Genomic DNA, 19,092 nt, shown 5'->3' with positions numbered 1-19,092 from the left:
GCTAGGGGCTAGGGGCTGGCCCGCCGTATTGCCACACCAGGTCGTGGGTGCCCGTCATCGTGGGGTTGCACCACATCGTCCTGTTGTTGGCATCCTGGGTGGTCGCATGCAAGACCTTGCAGGCATCGCCCGGCGCGGGCGCGTCGGCCCTGGCGACGGGCGAGGCAGTGGCGAACGCCGCCAGCGCCGCGGCCGATATGAGAATTTGAAACCTGTTCATGGTGGACGCCTCCTAGGGACCGCGCCGATCCGGTTTCACGCTATCCGGCGGCGTGGTCGCAGGCAAAGCTTTCTTGCCGGGCTTAAGCCCCGTGCGCCTAGAACACGTTCTAATCTGACCACCATGGGATTTCTCAAGCCCGAGCTGCCGCAGCTCGACATGGCCGAGTGGAACAAGGGCACCCGTAGCGAAAAGATCCGTCCGATGGCCAAGCACTGGGCCGAGGTGGGCTTCGGCACGCCGGTCGTGCTGCACCTGTTCTATGTCGTCAAAATCCTGCTCTACATCCTGGGCGCGTGGCTGTTCGCCTCGGCCACCAGTGGCCTCGGTGGGTTCACCCACGTCGCGTCGTGGTGGTCGGAGCCGATCGTGTTCGAGAAGGTCGTGCTCTACACGATGCTGTTCGAGGTGATCGGGCTGGGTTGCGGCTTCGGGCCGCTGAACAACCGGTTCTTCCCGCCGATGGGTTCGATCCTGTACTGGATGCGGTTCGGCACGATCCGGCTGCCACCCTGGCCGGACCGGGTCCCGCTCGCCCGGGGCACCAAGCGCAAGCCGGTCGACGTCGCGCTGTACGCGCTGTTCCTGCTGGTGACGTTCGCGGCGCTGTTCGCCGACGGCACCGGACCGATGCCCGACTTGGGCACCAGGATCGGGCTGCTGCCCGAGTGGAAGATCGTGTTCATCTTGCTGTTGCTCGGCGTGCTCGGGCTGCGCGACAAGGTGATCTTCCTGGCCGCCCGCGGCGAGGTGTACGCGACCATGGCGGTCACGTTCCTCTTCGGTGCGCCAGACATGATCGTCGGGTCCAAGGTGGTGTTCCTGGTCATCTGGATGGGCGCCGCCACGTCGAAGCTCAACAAGCATTTCCCGTTCGTGATCTCGACGATGATGTCCAACAACCCGCTGGTGCGGCCGCGGTGGCTGAAGCGGCAGTTCTTCGAGAAGTTCCCGGAGGACCTGCGGCCCGGCCGGCTGTCGCGGTGGCTGGCGCATATCAGTACCGCCATCGAGATGCTGGTGCCGCTGCCGCTGTTCTTCTGCCACAGCGGCTGGCCCATCACGGTTGCCGCCATCGTCATGGTCTGCTTCCACCTGGGCATCCTCGTGTCGATCCCCATGGGCGTGCCGCTGGAGTGGAACGTCTTCATGATATTCGGGGTGCTGTCCTTGTTCGTCGCGCACGCCCGCATCGGTCTCCGTGACCTGAGGCATCCGGTGGTGGTGGCGATCTTGTTCGTCGTCATCGCGGGAATCGTCTTGCTGGGCAACATGTTTCCGCGCAAGATTTCCTTCCTGCCGGGGATGCGGTATTACGCCGGCAACTGGGACACCACGCTGTGGTGCATCAAGCCCTCGGCCACCGACAAGATCACCCGGGGCATCGTGGCGATCGCGAGCATGCCGCAGGCCCAGTTGGAGCGGTTCTACGGCAGCCCGGAGGCCGCGCAGATCCCGCTCTACATGGGATATGCGTTCCGCGGGTTCAACACTCACGGCCGGGCGTTGTTCACGCTCGCGCACCGCGCGATGGCGGGCCAGAACGAGGATGACTATGTCCTCACCGACGGCGAGCGCATCTGCAGCACCGCCATCGGCTGGAATTTCGGCGACGGCCACATGCACAACGAGCAGTTGATCGCCGCCCTGCAGGAGCGCTGCCACTTCGAGCCGGGGGAGGTGCGGGTGGTGCTGCTCGACGCGCAGCCCATCCACAAGCAGACCCAGGCCTATCGGCTGGTGGACGCGGCGACGGGCGAGTTCGAGCGCGGCATCGTCCGGGTCGCCGACATGGTGACCCGGCAGCCGTGGGCCGACGACGTCCCCGTCGAGGTGCTGTCCGAGAACGCGCCGAATGTGACGCCAGAGTGACGGCCAGCCGCGACGCCTAGGCGCTCGCCCGCACCTCCTGCGCCGCGGCGACCATGTTCTTCAGCGACGCGGTGACCTCGTCGGAGTTGCGAGTCTTCAGCCCACAGTCGGGGTTGACCCAAAGCCGTTCCGCCGGGACGGCTCTCAGCGCCGCGCGCAAGGACTCCGCCATCTCGGTCGTGCTCGGCACCCGCGGCGAGTGGATGTCGTAGACGCCGGGGCCGACACTGTTGGAAAAGCCGATCGAGTTGAGGTCGTCCAGCACCTCCATGTGTGAACGTGCTGCCTCGATGGACGTCACGTCCGCGTCCAGGTCGGCGATCGCCCCGATCACCTCACCGAACTCCGAATAGCACAGGTGGGTGTGGATTTGCGTGGAGTCGGCCACGCCGGAGGTAGCCAACCGGAAAGACCCTACGGCCCAACGCAAGTAGTCCTCCTGATCGGCGCGGCGCAGCGGCAGCAGCTCGCGCAGCGCCGGCTCGTCGACCTGGATGACCGCGATGCCGGCGGACTCCAGGTCCACGGTCTCGTCCCGGATGGCGAGCGCAACCTGGTTGGCGGTGTCGGCCAGCGGCTGATCGTCGCGGACGAACGACCAAGCGAGGATGGTGACCGGGCCGGTCAGCATGCCCTTTACCGGCTTGTCGGTCAACGACTGCGCGTACTTGATCCACTCGACGGTCATCGGGTGGGTGCGAATCACGTCGCCGTACAGGATCGGTGGGCGCACGCAGCGGCTGCCGTACGACTGCACCCATCCGTTCTGTGTGGCGAAGAAGCCCTCGAGTTGCTCGGCGAAGTACTGCACCATGTCGTTGCGCTCGGGCTCGCCGTGCACCAGCACGTCGAGCCCGAGCTCCTCCTGCAGCTTGATGACGTCGGCGATTTCCTTCTTCATCCGGTTCTCGTATTCCGCCCGGTCGATCTCGCCGGCCCGGAGTGCGGCGCGCGCCTTGCGGATCGCGGAGGTCTGCGGGTAGGAGCCGATGGTCGTGGTGGGCAGCGGCGGCAGGTGCAGTCGCTCCTCCTGGCTGGCGCGGCGCCCCGCGGCGTCACCACGATGGGTGCCCGACGCGACGATCGAGGCGATGCGGTCGCGTAGCCGGTCGTTGTGCAGCCGCGGATCGCTCTTGCGGGAGGCCACCGCGGCATTGGACGCCGCGATCGCGTCGGCGACGGCATCGCGTCCGTCGCGCAGCGCGCGCGCGAGCGTCACCACCTCGGCGACCTTCTCCTGGCCGAACGCCAGCCAGCTGCGCAGCGCGTCGTCCAGATCGGTTTCCGGTTCCAGGGAGTACGGCACGTGCATCGTGGAGCAGGAGGTCGAGACCGCTACTGTCGCAGCGGAATTCCGAAGCGTGGCCAACTTGCCGAGCGTCGACTCCAGATCGGTGCGCCAGATGTTGCGCCCGTCGACGACGCCGGCCACCAGGGTCTTGTCGGCCAACTCCGGAATGCCCGCCAGCGCGGTGTCGGCGCCGTACACCAGGTCGACTCCGATCGCCTCGACCGGCGTGCGGGCCAGCCCGGCCAGGGAGGCGCCGGGGTCACCGAAATAGGTGGCGACGTAGATGGCCGGCCGATTGCTGACCTTGCCCAGCGCGTTGTAGACGGCCTCGGCCAGCGCCGGGGCGTCGGGGGAGATGTCGGTCACCAGCGCCGGCTCGTCGAACTGCACCCACTGCGCGCCGTTATCGGCGAGCTGGGACAACAACTCCGAGTAGATTCCCACCAGCTCCTGGAGCCGCTCGATCGGCGCACCACCGCCGTTCACCGCCTTGCTCAACAGCAGGAAGGTGATCGGTCCGATCACGACCGGACGGGCGGGAATCCCTTGCGCGAGAGCCTCTTTGAGTTCGGAGAGCACCTTGTCGGGGTTGAGCGAGAACGTGGTCGCGGGCTCGATCTCGGGAACCAGGTAGTGGTAGTTGGTGTCGAACCACTTGGTCATCTCCAGCGGCGCGACGTCGGAGTTACCCCGCGCGGCGGCGAAGTAGCGATCCAGGTCGTCGGGGACCTGCGCGGCGCGCGCGGGCAGGGCGCCCAGCAGCACCGCGGTGTCCAGCATCTGGTCGTAATAGGAGAACGTGTTCACGGGTACCGAGTCCAGACCTGCGGCGGAGAGGCCCGCCCACATGTCTCGGCGCAGCGTGGCGGCAACGGATTCCAGCTCCGATCGGCTGGTGCGCCCGGCCCAGTAGCCCTCGGTGGCGCGCTTGAGTTCGCGTTTTGGCCCGATACGGGGAGAGCCGGTGACGGTGGCGGTGAATGGTTGAGCGGTCACGGTCTGGTCCTATCAATCAGCGGGGTGGTCACCGCCGGAGGACGTTTAGCCGATCCGCCGCGGCATGCACCTTGCGCATAACCGCAACGCGTTCAGCCAAACGCCCATTCCACGAGGCGATGAGCCGCCGGACGCGGCGCGCCCGGCACAGCTGGCAGGTCTTCGGACTCGCAGGCACGCACCGGTGGTGCTCCTAATGGCCGTCGCTTCCCAGTCTTGCGACCAGTGCTTGTGTGACGGCGGTCGTTCCTGCATACCGCTGCGGGACAGTCCCGGGCTCTCACCGGGTTCCCTCTCGCGAAGCGTTACTAACCCGCCTCGCTCGATGCCGAAGTCGCGTGGTGCGGCGACGGCAGACCAGCTGCGTAGCGGAGCTTACCCTCGGCCGGCCAGGGCGTCGGCGATGGGGACATCGCCGTTGTTGAAGTCGATGGTTTGGCGGATCGTGGCATCTTCCGCTAGTGCGGCGGCTATGACGAGTGCGACGTCCGCACGCGAGACTTCCCCTTTGCCCTGCCCGAGCGTGATGTGGCCGGTGGCCGGATCGAGGGTGAGCCGGCCCGGTCCCAGCACGGTCCAGTCCAGATCGCTGGCGCGCAGGTGGGCGTCCGCCGCTGCCTTGGACTCCGCGTAGGGGAAGAACGGATCGTCTGGCGGTACACCATGATTCGGGCCAGCGCCGAAGTACGACACCATCACGAACCGCTTGACACCCGCCCGCGCGGCGGCATCGATCACGCGGATGGCGGCGTCGCGGTCGACGGCGTAGGTGCGCGCGGGGTTGCCGCCGCCGGCTCCCGCCGAGAAGACGACCGCGTCGTGCCCGGCCACCAACCCGGCCAGCGCATCGATGTCGAGCTGTTCGATATCGGCCACCACCGGCTTGGCCCCGGTGGCCGCGACGTCGTCGGAGTGGTCGGGGTTGCGGAACACCGAACTCACCTCGTCGCCGCGTTCGGTCAGGATGCGGGCCAGTTGCAGCGCGACCTTGCCGTGGCCGCCGATGACGATGATCCGTGCCATGCCCCCCGACGTTAGCTTCCGAGCCGAGCGCCCGGCTGGCCGGGCGCTCGCGGCTCGGCGCCCGGCCAGCCGGGCGGTGGCGACCCGCTAGAGCTTTACCCGCCCCATGATGATGTCGATGATCGGCTTGCCGGGCGGATAGGCGTTGGTGAGCGAGGCCATCGTGTGTCCGTAGTCCACCAGCAGCGTGATCCCGCTGATGCCGAAGGCGGCGGCGCTGTTCAGGAACGCCATCACGTCGCCCATCTGCTCCGGGGTGTGCACCTTCGAACCGGTCTCTTCGCGATAGTCCTGCGCGAAGGTGAGCCAGAGGTCGGCGTTGGCCTGCGCCAGCGGGGTGTCGGTGGGACCGGGGCAGATCGCGTTGATCCGAATGCCCTTCTTCAGCAGCGGATAGCCCTGGGTCGCGACGTAGGCGTTGACGACCTTCTTGGAAAAGCCGTAGTGGATGATGCCTTCCGACTCGTGGGCCTTGACCCACTCTTGCGCCGAGGCGAAGTCCGGCGTGGCGAGGAACTCCGTCAGCAGCTCCAGGTCGTTTTCCCAGCCCATGCCGGCGACCGAGGAGATGAAGCAGATCGCCGAGCCCGACGGAAGCTGATTCTTCTCGAGCAGCCGGTCGATGAGATGGCGGTGGCCGATGAAGTTGATCGCCATCAGGTCGGTTGTGCCGTCGGCGATGCCGGCTGCCGAGAACAGGGCGTGGACCGGACCGTCCAACTGCTCGAGCGCGGCGTCGATCGACTCGGGATCGCGCAGGTCCACCTGGATGGACTTGGCGACGTCGTAGTTGACCGGCGCGTAATCCATCACGATCACTTCGGCGCCCAGCTCGGCGGCCGACTTGGCCGCCGCCGCACCCATGCCGGTGGCGCCGCCAACGACGAGAGCCCGCTTGCCGTCGTAACGCAACCGATCGACAACAGTCATGGAAATCCCCTTCTCATTCACCGCCAACGCGATTCTAATCGCCCAACTGTATGGGTAACAGTTTTTTGGTTCAACACCTACCCGGCGCGGACCGCGACACCACGCAAAACCGTGTCCCGCACGTGCACCAACGCGGCGCGCTTGCCGACCTCGGCAAGGATGTTCTCCGGTATCCACTGCAAGCCGATGACGCAGCGCGCAAGCATCGCGGTGGACGCGCCGTCCACACTGATCTCGCCCGATCGGATGCCCTCGGAAAGGAGCGTTTTCATCTGCCGGAGTCGGGTCGCGTACAACCACCCCGGGTTGGGGGTGTCCGGCGGCGATTGACGCAGCCAGGCGAGCTGAATCCGGAACTCGTCGGAAAACCGATCGAGCGCATTGACGTTGACCCAGCTCAGTGCGTCCAGCTTCTCGACGGGCGTGGCATCCGAGCGCAGGACGTTGACCCAGCCCGCCTCGACCTTCCGGCCGAACGATTCCATGATCGATGCGAGTAGCTCGTCCTTCGACCCGATCACCCGGTAGACGGTCCCGGTGCCAAGACCGGCAGCGGACGCGATGTCCCTGATGGTGGTGGCCTCGTAGCCTTTTCGGCCGAATTCGGTTCGCGCCACCGCACGAACGTGCGCCGCTTTGTCGCTGGGATCGGCGTCGCTGTCGTCCGACCAGGTCTCGATGACGTCCCTGGCGGCCGCGAAGGCGTTGGACCCGTCGAGCTCTGAGTCGGTAGGCGGCCGGGTTGCCAATCCCTCCAACATGATTCGGCATAGCAGCGCGGCCACCTGGTCGGCGGGCGACTTATGGCGCATGACGTCGAGGCCAACCTGCAGCATGGTCTGGCAAATCCGGTCGGCCAACGTGGGCAGATCGATATCGGGTTTGATGTAGCCGCTCCACCTGCCCGCGCGCAGGGTTTGCAGCATCGCCTCCTGAATCGCCACGGGCCGCTGCTGCGTCAGCTTCATCAGCTCCGGATCCGTGCTCGGCCCCTCGTAGAACGACATCTGCAGCGCCGCCCGATGCCGCACGGCGCAGTCCGCGATCGCCGAGCCCAGTTCGACGACCTGCTCGGGAACCGGTCGGGGGTCGGGCTTGTCCAACTTCGCTTGCGCGGCTTGCCCGATCCGATCCAGATCGTCCTGATAGCGGCGGATCAACTCGATGAGGATCGCCTCTTTGGACTCGAAATGGTGGTAGAGGCTGCCGGGAAGGATCCCCGCCGCGTCGGCGATCTCCTGCAACGAGGTCCGCAATCCCGACTGTGCGATCAACGAGGCGGCGGTGGTGAGGATCTCGATTCGCCGGGTACCCAATTCAACTGGGGCGCTGGCTCGCAATGGCTCCGCTCTCGGCATGATCAGCGGTGCGCACATCCGGACGACTGCGGACCGGCAAACATACGCATTCGTCCCTCTCGCGAACCAAATCTTTGTTAGAGGCTATCAGACCCGAGCCCGCGAATGCGCTGCATAACAGGGGTGACGGGACCCATTCTAGGCGTCTGGACACCGATGCGCAGGCACTCCCGAGCGTCTTGCGCACCGATCGGATCGCGGCGGCGGGTCGTCGGTACCATCATCTCTTCGCAAGGCGCGCACCGAGTTCGGTGAGGTAGTGGTCGGGACCACCGAGGAACGCGCTCCAGCTCAGCAGCCGCTTGAGGTACAGGTGCGCGTCGTGCTCCCAGGTGTAACCGATCCCGCCGAACACCTGGATGGCCGTATCACCCACGGTGGCCAGCCGCCCAGCGAACGCTTTTGCGCGCAGCGCGGCAAGATGCCGCTCGTCGGGGTCGGCGTTGTCGGCGGCCCACAGGGCGTGGATCACCCCGCCCCGGGCCAACTCGACGGTCTCGAACATGTCGACGCACAGATGCTGGACCGCCTGGAACGAGCCGATCGGCTGACCGAATTGCGTTCGGGTTTTGGCATATTCGACGGCGATATGCATGACCGCGCGCGCGGCGCCGAGAGCGTCCGCGGCAGTAGCGATCAGCACGTCGTCGAACACCGCCGCCACGTCTTCGGGAGACGCCGCGGCCAGTCGCTGCGCGGGTGCCGCCTCGAAAGAGACACGGAACTGCTTGCGGGTCTGGTCGATACCGCGCTCGGGCGTGACCGAAACGCCCGGCGCGTCGGTCCGCACCGCGAAAAGCCCTGGGCCGCGGTCATCCTCGGCGAATGCCAACAACACGTCCGCCGCGGCGGCGTCGGGCACCGCACCGATCTCGCCCCGCAGCTCGACGTCGGGGCCCCGTGGGCTCGCGGCAACCTCGGCATCCGGGAAGCAGACCGTGGCGACCGTGGTGCCATCGGCGATTCCGCTCAACAGCCCGGCCGCGGTGTCGGTGGCGCCGAGCCGCGTCAGCGCTCGCGCGGCGGCGACCGCGGTCGACAACCACGGCCCCGGATGCAGGGCGGCGCCCAGCTCTTCGGCCACGATGCCGGCCTCGACCATGGTCATGCCGGCGCCGCCGTAGCCCTCCGGTACCAGCAGACCGGTCGTTCCCAGATCGGCAAGGCCAAGCCACACCGGTTCATTGGTGCCAATCGGATCGTCGAGCAGCGGCCGAACGTGACCCGAGATCGGGGCCTTCTCGGCCAGAAAGCGCCGGGTGGTGTCGCGCAGGGCGACCTGCTCGTCGGTGAACTCGAGATTCATTTGCGCGGCAACCCGAGTACCCGTTGGGCGGTGATGTTCTTGTTGATCTGCGTCGTCCCTCCCGCAATGGTGAGCGAGCGCGACGTCAGCCGGTAGTTCGCCCATTGCGCACCGGCGCCGCGGGTGCCCAGCACGTCGAACGCCAGGGCGGCCATATCCTGCCCGAGCTCGCCCCACACGGTCTTGGCGAGGCTTGCCGAGGCGAACGCTGTAGTTTCGGAGCCGCCGTGCAGCGTCGCCGAGATCGACCGCCGGCACAGGACTTCGAGATACTTGATGCGGAGCGCGATTTCGCCGAGGCGCCGCAGCGTGACCGGGTCCTCGAGCGCGTCGGTGTGCGCGGCGATGTCGTCGACCAGTTCTTCGAGCCGTATCTGCATTTCGGCGTATAGCCGGGCGGCGCCGGCGCGCTCGTGGCTGAGTGTCGTGGTGGCCACCTGCCAGCCCGCATTCAACGGTCCGAGCAACGCGTCCGCCGGGACCCGCACGTCGTGGAAGAACACCTCGGCGAAATCGGCGTCGCCGTTGAGCGTCACCAGCGGGCGGACGTCGATGCCCGGCAGCGTCATGTCGACAATCAGGCAGGAGATGCCCTTGTGCTTGGGCGCGTCCGGATCGGTGCGCACGTACAGCTGGCACCAGTCCGCCCGATGTCCCAGCGAGGTCCAGATCTTTTGGCCGTTGACGACGAAGTCGTCACCGTCACGCACCGCGCGGGTTCGCAGTGCCGCGAGATCGGACCCCGCTTCGGGTTCCGACATCCCTTGGCACCAGATGTCGTCGGCCCGCATCATGCGGGGGAGCAGCGTGAGCTTCTGCTCTTCGGTGCCATACTGCATGATGGCGGGGGCGATGTTGTTGAGCCCAATAACGTTGAGCGGCATCGGGGCTCGAGCGCGCGTGGTTTCCTCGGTGTAGACCAGCTGCTCGAGAACCGTCGCGCCGCGGCCGCCGTACTCACGAGGCCAGGAGACCGCGGCCCAACCCGCGTCGGCCATCGTCGCGCTCCACGCGCGCAGCATCTCGATGGCGGCGTCGTCGCGTCCGGCGGGTCGACGGGCGGCCACCAACTCGTCGGTCAGGTTCTGCGACAGCCAGTCGCGCAGCTCGATGCGGAACTGTTCCACTTCCGCCGGGTATGAGAAGTCCACGTTTGCTTGTCTTAAACCCTTCAACTGCGACCAAGCCGGACTTTACGGTTGGGCAGATCTTTGGTCAATGTTCAGGGAAGGCGACCTCGGCGTTGCCCGGCATCGCGCTGACGCCGAGTCGCTCACACACTTCCAGCACCTCGTCCACGATCGAGGTGGGCACGATGAACTTCTCCGTCGACGAGATCTCGTCGAGATGTGCCGCGATGTCCTCGGCCGTCGGTTGGCTGTCGGCGTCCGCGAGCCACCCTTCGCTGAGGCCGACGAACACCCGGGCGTAGCGGCCGGCGGCGGCCGAATAGTTGCGGTGGGTGAACGTGCACGCGCTGCTGGCGAGGAACGTCACCAGCGGCACGACGAGCTCGGGCCGGATGGCCCGCATGAAGCCGGATTCGGCGAGGAACTTCTCATCGCCGACGGTCTCGATGACCATTCGCGAGAATCCCGTCGGCAGGACGGAATTGGCGAGAATTCCGTGTGTCTCGCCCTCGATCGCGATCACGTTGGTCAACCCCACCAGGCCGGCCTTCGCCGCGGCGTAGTGGGCCTCCATCGGTTGACCGAAGATTCCTGCGGACGACGAGATGAACACGAACCGCCCGCCCCCGTTGTTCTTCATCACGCGGTACGCGGGCTGCGACAGGTGAAAGCCGCCGTCGAGATGCACGCGCAGCATTCGAGTCCAGTCGTCGAGCGAGAGGTCCTCGAACGACACACTGCCGAAGATGCCGGCGTTGCTGATCACCGCGTCCAGCCGCCCGAACGCATCGATCGCCGCGTCGACGATCGCCTGGCCGCCCGCGGGGCTGTCGACCGAATCGTAGGAGGCGATGGCGGTGCCGCCGCCCTTCCGGATCTCGTCGACCACGTCGTCGGCCACGTCGGAGTCCGCGCCCTCACCGTGCATCGAGCCGCCGACGTCGTTGACCACCACCGCGGCACCTCGGTGCGCCAGGTCCAGCGCGTACAGCCGACCGAGCCCGCGCCCGGCGCCGGTGACCACTGCGACCTGGCCGGTGAAGTCAATCACCATGTGCTCCTTGCCAACGTGCATCGTGTCGATTGACTGGGGTGGCACCGGACTTTACAGCGGAACAGATATTTGGTCAACGAAGTCCAAACGGTTCGGAGAATGAGCGTGTCCACCGACGTTCGCGGTGACCGGCTGCCGGGCCTCGGCATGCTTGCGTCCGCGCTTGCGGGCCGCGCCGTGGCGGTGGTCGAGCTGCCACCGGGTGAACGTTCCTGGACCGACGGCCAGACCATCCACGTCGATGCCGGCGCGAGCGCCCGCGGGCGGCTCGAAGCCGTTGCCGTGCAGGCCTCCATGATCGCGGCCGGCAGCCTGGACCCGGAGCTGATGCGTCGCCTGCTTCGCCACCCTCGGCTGGCCAAGCGTTACCTCGCGGTGGAGGGGCACCGCGCACTCATCGCGAACAGCCACCTGATGCCAGGCGTTCTCGCGTCGCTGGGGGACCGCGACATCGCGATTCGCAGCGATTCGCCCGACGCTTCGCTGCGGATCGCCGACGGACGGGCTGTGATCGACGATCCCAAGGGAATTCGGCGCCATCCGGGCGGCGAAGGCGTTGGCGGCGTCCGACCGGGCGGCCGAACAACGAGAAGGCGAAGAAGCCGGGCATGTGCCCAGGAGCCGCGGTTCGACGCCATTGGAAGAACTCGACGACGGCGAGACCGACGATTCGGACGATCCCGACATGTTCACCAGCCCGGTGGGCGGTGGCGGTTTCATCGGCAAGTGGCTGAAGAAGATGCTGTCGTCGGCGCGCAAGACCGGTAGCGGCGGCGGACCGCCCGGTGCGGACACCCCGACGCATCGGACCGACTCCGCCAGGCGCGGGTGCATGCTGTGACGTCGCTGGCCGCCACGTCGAGCGAGCGCGGCGAAGACCAGGTGAAGCCAGGCAAGGCCGATCTGGTCAAGGAATTCACCTTCGACTATCCGAGTCAGATCATCGCGGGCCTGCTGGGCCTTCCGGAGGAGGACTATCCCCAGTTCCAGCGGTGGTCCATCTCGTTGCTGAGCTGGATCCTGAATCCCGAACGCGGGCTTGCCGCATCGGCCGCGCTGTGCGACTACTTCGCGCGATCCTCGCATCCCGCCGCGCCGAACCCAAGGACGATCTGATCAGCGCGCTGGCCGAGGCGGAGATCGACGGGGAGAAGCTCGCAGACGAGGAGATCTACTCGTTCCTCCGCCTGCTGCTCCCGGCCGGGGTGGCAACGACGTACCGGTCCCTCGGCAGCCTGCTGCTCGCGCTGCTGTCCGATCCCGCGCAGTTGGATGCCATCCGCGCGGACCGGTCGTTGCTGCCGCAAGCCATCGAGGAGGGCGTGCGGTGGGAACCGCCCCTGCTGACCATCACCCGGGTGGCCACCCGGGACACCGAACTCGGCGGGGTGCCGATACCCGCAGGCTCGACGGTGATGCCGATGCTGGGATCCGCCAACCGGCAGGAAGACCGCTACCCCGATCCGGACACGTTCGACATCTTCCGGCAAGCCAGGGCACACCTGGGCTGGGGGCACGGCGTGCACGTCTGCCTCGGCATGCACCTGGCCCGCCTGGAAATGCGGACCGCCATCAACCTTTTGCTCGACCGGCTACCGAACCTGCGGCTGGACCCCGACGCGGACGACCCGCATATCCGCCGGGCAGATTTTCCGCTCACCGACGTCGGTACCGGTGCTGTTCGACCCCCAATAACCAGCCCCGAAAAGGTTGCGCCTTGCCAATCGGCTAGTTTCCGGTAAGGCTCTCCATAGCCCCTCCGCGATTCAAAAGAGAGTGACAGATATGACTGAGGCTGTAAAGGTTCGTTTTGAGCCGAAGATGATGATCGACGGCAAGCTCGTCGACGGGCAAGCCGGCACCTTCACGAACATCAACCCGGCGACCGAGGAGCCGCTCGGGGAGGTCGCCGACGCATCCAAGGAGGACATGCACCGGGCCATCGACGCCGCCCGGCGCGCCTTCGACGAGAGCGACTGGTCGACCAACCGGGAGCTGCGGAAGCGCTGCCTATTGCAGCTGCACGAGGCGATCGAATCGGAAAAGGAAGAGCTGCGCGAGGAGCTCATCCTGGAGGTGGGCTCGCCCCGGGCGATCACGTTCGGCCCGCAGCTGGACGCCCCACTGGAAGACGGCTTGAAGTACCCCGCCAGGCTGATAGACGAGTACGCCTGGGAAACCGACCTGGGTGACAAGGTGATCAGCCTGACCGGCACGCTGACCACCCGCAAGGTCTGGCGCGAACCGGTGGGCGTGGTCGGCGCCATCGTGCCGTGGAACTTCCCCTTCGAGGTCACCCTCAACAAGCTCGGCCAGGCGCTTGGCACCGGCAACACCGTTGTGCTCAAGCCCGCGCCGAACACCCCGTTCAACGCCACCCGGCTGGGACGGCTGATCGCCGAGAAAACCGACATCCCCGCTGGCGTCGTGAACGTCGTCACCGCGTCGGATCACTTTGTGGGCGAGGAGCTCACGCTGTCGCCGAAGGTGGACCTGATCTCGTTCACCGGGTCGACCGTGGTCGGGCAGCGGATCATGGAAAAGGGCGCGGCCACCATGAAGCGGCTTTTCCTGGAGCTCGGCGGTAAGTCGGCCACCATCGTCTTGGAGGACGCCGATTTCGGGATGGCGTGCGCAATCGGCATCGCGCCGTGCATGCACGCGGGGCAGGGCTGCGCGAATCCCACCCGGATGCTGTTGCCGCGCTCGCGCTACGACGAGGGTGTGGAGATCCTGAAGAGCATCTACGAGAACGTCACGTGTGGCGACCCGCAGGACCCCGGAACGCTGTGCGGGCCGGTGATTTCGGAGGTGCAGCGCAACCGCGTGATGGGCTACATCCGGAAGGGCGTCGAGGAGGGCGCCACCGCGCTGGTCGGCGGGCCCGACGCGCCCACCGGGTTCGACAAGGGATTCTTCGTTCGGCCAACGCTTTTCACCGACGTCGACAACTCGATGACCATCGCCCAGGAGGAAATCTTCGGTCCGGTGCTGGCGGTCATTCCGTTCGACGACGAGGAGGACGCGATCCGGATCGCCAACGACAGCAAGTACGGGCTGGCGGGCAACGTGATGTCGGGCTCGCTGGAACATTCGCTGGCGGTAGCCCGCCGGATTCGGGCCGGCTTCATGGGCGTCAACGGCGGCGCGCCCTATGGTGCCGACACCCCGTTCGGCGGCTACAAGTACAGCGGAGTGGGACGCCAGAACGGCGTCGCCGGGTTCGACCAGTACACCGAGATCAAATCGGTCGGCTATCCCGCCGGCTGAGAGGGCCCATTGCGAGAGGGGCGCAATTGCAGCTGGTTGATGATCGCAGAACTTCGGGTAGCCGCCGGGTTCTTCGTACGATCCGCGTGATTACGCAAGCCGACTTTCATGGCGCCGGGTAGTCAAAGCATTTTGGCCCTCCCGCCGATCATTTATGACTGTCCGTGTCAGTGGCAACGCTTCGGTTCGACCCTGACGGTCAGTCGAAAGTCGCAGGCGAGCGTCGGGCTTATGAACGGCATAGGCGGGACCGGCCGAGGTCACCGTCGTCTAGGTTCAGTTAAAAGTGCTGTAAACAAGCAAGATTGAATGTCTCATGGACGGGACGCTAGAGTCGGCGGGCTTCAACCCGGTGGCGCCAGCATGTCCTTCCAGCCGTCGTCTCCTGTTCCGCTCGAATTTTTGACCGTGTACTCGACACCATCGGGCCCTATCAGTTCGCCGCTCTGGGGGAGGTAAACGGCCGGGGGAGGACCGCTGGGGGTGTAGACGCAGGGGTTGGGCTGCTGCCCGTTGCATTCGACGGTGCCCGACCCCGGGCGTTGCAGTAGATCGCTGATCGGTGGTGGCGTCCCTGCCACCCTGTCGGAGGGCGCCGGGTTGAGGCCGTTGTTGACCGACGGCGCGGGTATCACCAGCCCCGGTTTCACCGGCTGGTCGCAGCGCGCCGCGGGCGCGGGGCAGGTGATGAGCTGGTTGGGGTCGCCGTACCACGGGTTGGTTCCCAACGGAACATAGGGTTTGGGGTCGCGGCACTCACGCGGCGTCGCAGCTCGTTTACCGGGAACGTCGACACACGGAAGGTTGCGTGCCCCGCGCACCGCGTTGGCAGGGGTGTCCTGCGGGATCTTGCAATAAAATGTTCCGGATGGCAGCGGGGCCGGGCTGGTATCCGCCGGAGATCGCCACTGGGATGCCGGGAGAAACCCGGTCAGGCACGGCGGGGGCTGGTTCATCGTCATCGCGGTGTCGAGCGCAGCGTAGCCCGGGAACGGCGTCGTGATCGTCTGACTTTCCGCGGCGCCCTGCGGATAGGCCACCAGTAGTTGCTCGACGCCCTTGTGGTAGCGCTTGAGCATGTCCAGCGTGATTTCGAGGTTTGCCAGTGTCTGCGGCAGTGTCTCGCGGACATCGCTGAACACCGAGTTGACCTGATCAAGGGTCGGTGCCGCACCGGTGAGGATGCGTTGCACGTGCTGGTCATTTTGCCCGCCCTGCGTGGCCAAGCTGTTCAGGTTGCGCGCGTAGCGCTCGATCGAGTCACCGGAGTTGACCTGACTGTCGATGATCGGCCCGGAGTTTTGGATGGTGTCGTTGATGTCGGAGAGGTTGGTCTTGAAGTCACCGGCGATCGACTGGCTCGCGTCGACCAGTCGTTGCAACGCGGGACCCAATCCGCCTACCGCCTGGACTGTTTCGTCGAGCAGCGCGGCCATCTTCTCCTTGGGCAGTACAGCCAGCTCGCGGTTGGCGGCGTCCAGCGCCGGCCCGATCGCTGTGGGCACGGTGCCCTTGGTGATGGTCTGTCCCGTCGAGAAGAATTTGCCCGGGTTTCCTACCGATACCAGGTCAAGATATTGTTCGCCGACCGCCGACACCGAATGCACATTCGCCGACGCGTCGACGGGAATCTTGTAGCGGTTGGCGATACTCATGGTCACCCGCGCGCCGGTCTTGGTTGGCTCGACGGCGGTGACCTTGCCGATGGTTTCACCGCGGTAAGTCACGTTGGACGTCTTGTACAGACCGCCGGACGCGGGTAGGTCGGCCTTCAGCGTGTACTGGCCGATCCCCACCGCAGTGGGAATCTGCAGGTAGTACCAGCCCAGGGCAATCGCGATGATCGCGGTCAGGATGCTCAACGTGACCAGCTGGCGCTTGATGAAGCGGGTCAGCATTGCCTGTCCGCCCTTTCGACCAGAGGGCCGCCGGGGGCGTCGTTCGGATTCGACGTGTAGCGGACGTCCGGGATCATCGTTTCGGGGTCGCGGCCCCACGACTGCTCGAGCGCGCGCAGCGCTCCGGAGAATCCGGTCCCGGTGAGTACCGCGTTGTCGACCGCGCTCATCGTCAGGTCGAGCGTCACCGACAGGTTGTAGTAGTCGCCGCGGATCGCCTTCTGCACGGCGTCGAGGTCGAACGGCCGGGCGACGAGCAGCTTGATGGCACGGATTAAATACGGTGAGGCACGGCCGAGTTCCCGCAACGGGCACTGCAGCGACAACAGATCCTGGTGGAGGTTGCTGACCGAGGCGGACAAGTACTGGTCGGATACCTGGCTGAGCGCGCCGGTCGCTTCAACCGAGTTGATCAACAGGTTCTGTTTGTCCGCGAAATATTTGATCACTGGCGGGAATTCGGTCAGGGCCCGATCCAGGACGTCCGAGCGGGGACCCACATACGCCAGCAACCGGTTGGTGGAATCGATGGCTCGGGTGATGTCATCACGCTGCTCATTGAGGCGGGCGGTGAAGGTGTCCAGCTTGCCGAGGAAGGCACGGATCTGCTCGGCCCGGCCGTTCACGACGTTGTAGACCTCGTTTGCCAGCACTTCCAAGTTCGGGATGCCGCCGCCGCGCACGACGAGGGCGAGGCTGGCCAGCGTCTGCTCGATCGTGGGGTAGTCGGACGAATTTTTCAGCGGGATGGTGTCGCCGTCCTTCAGCAGCTCGGGGGACGGATTGGGTGGCGCGGCCAATTCCAGATGCTGAGAACCCAGGAGGGTTGTCTGCCCGATCTTGGCCGTCGCGTTCCTGGGTAACTTGATGTTCTTGTCCATACGTAGCGTCAGCGTGGCGACCCAGTTCTTCAGTTCGATCGCGCGCACCGTGCCGACAAATACGTCGGCCACTTGCACCCGGCTGTTGTTGTTCATCGCCAGCGCGTCGGGAATTTGCACGTAGACGGTGTAGGAGCCGGGCCCGGTGCCGGGACCGCCGGGCATCGGTAAATTCGCGATTCCGCGCCAGTTCGCGCACGACGTCAGCGCGACGGCAGCCACCAGTAGCGCCAGCCGGTGAAAGGTCCGGCATCGGACCCGAGCGCCCGACGCACGCACCGCGCCCGATGCGTGCACCGCGCTCGACGCGCGCCTCACGAGCCCGGCCCTGTCGAAGCGGCCGACTCGCCGGCTGGCGGTGGTCCAGGCGCGGGCGTCGGCGCGACCGGTCCCGGGACCACGCCGGGTGCCGGCGGCGGCGGTGGGATCGGCACCTGCGGCGCCTGCAAGCCGATCGGTGGCAACACCGGGTACTCGTCGTAGGCGTTCGGCGGCCCGGGCGGGGTCTGCAGCCCCGGGGGCGGGGGTCCGGCGTCGGGGCCGCCCATCAATTCGGCCAGGGATTCGGGGGTCAAGAGGCCGCCCGTGATCGGGCCCACCTGCGTGCCCTGCATGCCCGGCGCGACCACCCAGCCGGGCTGGGTGTTGCGATGCGATAGGGGGGTGTCGGGCACCCAGATCCCGGGCACCGTGGTGTCTTTGTATCCGTTCGGCGGCTGCAGTCGCGGCTCGGAGTAGGTGACTTCTTTAGGGAGCGTCTCGGCGGTGCTGAACAGGTTCGTCCCGAACGGCAGGTAGTTGAACTTGATCGCATCGAGGATCGGCGCCAGGTATTGCGCACACAGTTCGGCGGACTCTTGATAGCCCAGCCGGCTACCCGCCTGAATCATGCTGCAGAAGAACTGCATTGGGTTGGCGAAGTTGGGGATCGCCGGAATGGACATTAGTGCGCCGTGCGCCGGGTGGTAGATCTGGCTGAGGTTCGTTTCCAGCGTCGGCAGGACGTGCAGGGCGGTCTCCGAACCGTTCAGTGGGTCGGGTTGGACGAGGGCAGTGGTCAGGTTGGCGAGGTTGTCGACGTCGTGCGCGAGCACCTCGCGGTTCTTGGTCAAGAACGGGCGCACTGTGGAGAGCAGGCCGTCGAGCTGCTGGATCGCATTGGCGAGGTTCCGATCAGGCCCGGTGAACCTTTCGCTGAATTGCGCCAGGTTGTTGTTCAGCGCGACGAATCGCTGGTCGTCTTTGTGCAGGGCGTTGGCGAACAGCGCCAGGCTGTGAATCACCGCGAAGAAGTCGCCACGGCCCTCGTTCAGCGCGGTCAACGCCCGCGACAAGCTGTCCAGCGTGGTGTTGATCTGCTTGCCCTTGCCGGCCAGCCCGTCTGCGAACGACTCGATGGCCTCACCGAGGGGACCTTTGGGTTGCTCGGGTGTCGGCCCGAGTTTGGAGACGACTTTGGCGATGCTTTCGCGTGTTTCGTCCCACTCCGTGGGGACCTGCGTGCGCTCGATGGGGATCACGGCGTTATCGCCCATGACCGGACCACCTTTGTAGGGTGGCTCCAGTTGAATGCTGCGCGTCGCCACCAGGGTAGGGGTCACGATCACGGCGAACGCGTTGGCGGGCACCTTGTATTTGTTGTCGTAGTGAAACGTCACCTTCATCTTGTCGCCGGCCAGCTCGATGGTGTCGATCGATCCCACGCGAATGCCCATGATTTGGACTTCGTCGCCGGCATAGAGTGCGTTGGCTTCCGGCAGGTAAGCGACCACGGTGTTGGTGGCCACCTTCTGGTAGAGCCGCCAGCCGAGGGACCCGGCGACCAGGACCAGCAGTACCACCAGCACGCCGATGACCGTCCGG

At 66.2% G+C, this 19,092-nt stretch carries 13 protein-coding genes, 2 pseudogenes and 1 riboswitch; of the genes and pseudogenes, 4 read left to right on the top strand and 11 right to left on the bottom strand.

The annotated features are described in order from the left end of the window. Window position 1 precedes the first annotated feature (1 nt). A complete protein-coding gene (locus A5758_RS00075) occupies window positions 2–220 on the bottom strand; it encodes a hypothetical protein (protein WP_067734951.1) in 219 nt (72 codons plus the stop codon). Between the two features lie 123 nt (window positions 221–343). Between A5758_RS00075 and A5758_RS00070 the strand changes: the two genes are divergently transcribed. Then, window positions 344–2,092: a DUF3556 domain-containing protein gene (locus tag A5758_RS00070; RefSeq protein WP_067202787.1), complete on the top strand. Its 1,749-nt coding sequence runs from the start codon at window positions 344–346 to the stop codon at window positions 2,090–2,092. 16 nt (window positions 2,093–2,108) lie between these two features. Here A5758_RS00070 and metE read toward each other — a convergent pair whose 3' ends face one another. The 7 genes from metE to A5758_RS00035 form a co-directional block, all read right to left on the bottom strand. Then, entirely contained in the window at window positions 2,109–4,379 is a 2,271-nt protein-coding gene (gene metE / locus A5758_RS00065; RefSeq protein WP_067734949.1) for a 5-methyltetrahydropteroyltriglutamate--homocysteine S-methyltransferase, read from the bottom strand. 135 nt (window positions 4,380–4,514) lie between these two features. Next, a riboswitch (cobalamin riboswitch) is annotated at window positions 4,515–4,711 on the bottom strand. Between the two features lie 43 nt (window positions 4,712–4,754). Next, on the bottom strand, window positions 4,755–5,402 hold the full coding sequence (locus A5758_RS00060; RefSeq protein ID WP_067734948.1) for an SDR family oxidoreductase: 648 nt from the start codon (window positions 5,400–5,402) through the stop codon (window positions 4,755–4,757). A gap of 87 nt (window positions 5,403–5,489) precedes the next feature. Then, window positions 5,490–6,332: an SDR family oxidoreductase gene (locus tag A5758_RS00055; RefSeq protein ID WP_067202796.1), complete on the bottom strand. Its 843-nt coding sequence runs from the start codon at window positions 6,330–6,332 to the stop codon at window positions 5,490–5,492. A 77-nt stretch (window positions 6,333–6,409) separates the two neighbouring features. Then, window positions 6,410–7,690 carry a TetR/AcrR family transcriptional regulator gene (locus A5758_RS00050; protein WP_067735052.1) on the bottom strand — a complete coding sequence of 427 codons (1,281 nt, stop codon included), beginning with the start codon at window positions 7,688–7,690 and terminating at the stop codon, window positions 6,410–6,412. A gap of 220 nt (window positions 7,691–7,910) precedes the next feature. Then, window positions 7,911–8,996 carry an acyl-CoA dehydrogenase family protein gene (locus A5758_RS00045; RefSeq protein WP_067734946.1) on the bottom strand — a complete coding sequence of 362 codons (1,086 nt, stop codon included), beginning with the start codon at window positions 8,994–8,996 and terminating at the stop codon, window positions 7,911–7,913. Then, window positions 8,993–10,147 (bottom strand): acyl-CoA dehydrogenase family protein, encoded by a 1,155-nt coding sequence (locus A5758_RS00040; RefSeq protein ID WP_067734943.1) that lies wholly within the window; start codon window positions 10,145–10,147, stop codon window positions 8,993–8,995. The genes A5758_RS00045 and A5758_RS00040 overlap by 4 nt, the downstream gene beginning before the upstream one ends. A 64-nt stretch (window positions 10,148–10,211) precedes the next feature. Next, window positions 10,212–11,177, bottom strand: coding sequence for an SDR family NAD(P)-dependent oxidoreductase (locus A5758_RS00035; protein WP_067735049.1), 966 nt, complete (start codon window positions 11,175–11,177; stop codon window positions 10,212–10,214). A gap of 102 nt (window positions 11,178–11,279) precedes the next feature. On the opposite strand from A5758_RS00035, the pseudogene A5758_RS00030 reads away from it, so the two are divergent. From A5758_RS00030 to A5758_RS00020, 3 genes and pseudogenes are all read left to right on the top strand, one after another. Next, window positions 11,280–12,062, top strand: a pseudogene (locus A5758_RS00030) (nitric oxide reductase activation protein); the annotation flags it as partial. A 9-nt stretch (window positions 12,063–12,071) separates the two neighbouring features. Next, a pseudogene (locus tag A5758_RS00025) lies at window positions 12,072–12,875 on the top strand (cytochrome P450); the annotation flags it as partial. A gap of 90 nt (window positions 12,876–12,965) precedes the next feature. After that, window positions 12,966–14,450, top strand: coding sequence for an aldehyde dehydrogenase family protein (locus A5758_RS00020; protein ID WP_067202805.1), 1,485 nt, complete (start codon window positions 12,966–12,968; stop codon window positions 14,448–14,450). Between the two features lie 344 nt (window positions 14,451–14,794). Here the strand turns inward: A5758_RS00020 and A5758_RS00015 are convergent, their stop codons facing one another. Genes A5758_RS00015 through A5758_RS00005 form a run of 3 tightly spaced genes read right to left on the bottom strand, consistent with a single transcriptional unit; the run spans window position 14,795 to window position 19,082 of the window. After that, entirely contained in the window at window positions 14,795–16,348 is a 1,554-nt protein-coding gene (locus A5758_RS00015; protein ID WP_067734941.1) for an MCE family protein, read from the bottom strand. Further along, window positions 16,342–17,508, bottom strand: coding sequence for a virulence factor Mce family protein (locus tag A5758_RS00010; protein ID WP_156622449.1), 1,167 nt, complete (start codon window positions 17,506–17,508; stop codon window positions 16,342–16,344). Before A5758_RS00010 ends, A5758_RS00015 begins: the two co-directional genes overlap by 7 nt. 35 nt (window positions 17,509–17,543) lie before the next feature. Next, window positions 17,544–19,082, bottom strand: coding sequence for a virulence factor Mce family protein (locus tag A5758_RS00005; protein WP_082939519.1), 1,539 nt, complete (start codon window positions 19,080–19,082; stop codon window positions 17,544–17,546). Window positions 19,083–19,092: the final 10 nt, after the last annotated feature.

The organism is Mycobacterium sp. 852014-50255_SCH5639931, assembly GCF_001665605.1.
Lineage (GTDB): Bacteria > Actinomycetota > Actinomycetes > Mycobacteriales > Mycobacteriaceae > Mycobacterium > Mycobacterium paraffinicum.
The sequence above is the reverse complement of the archived record's forward strand: the minus strand, read 5'-3'. Positions and strand labels throughout refer to the sequence as shown.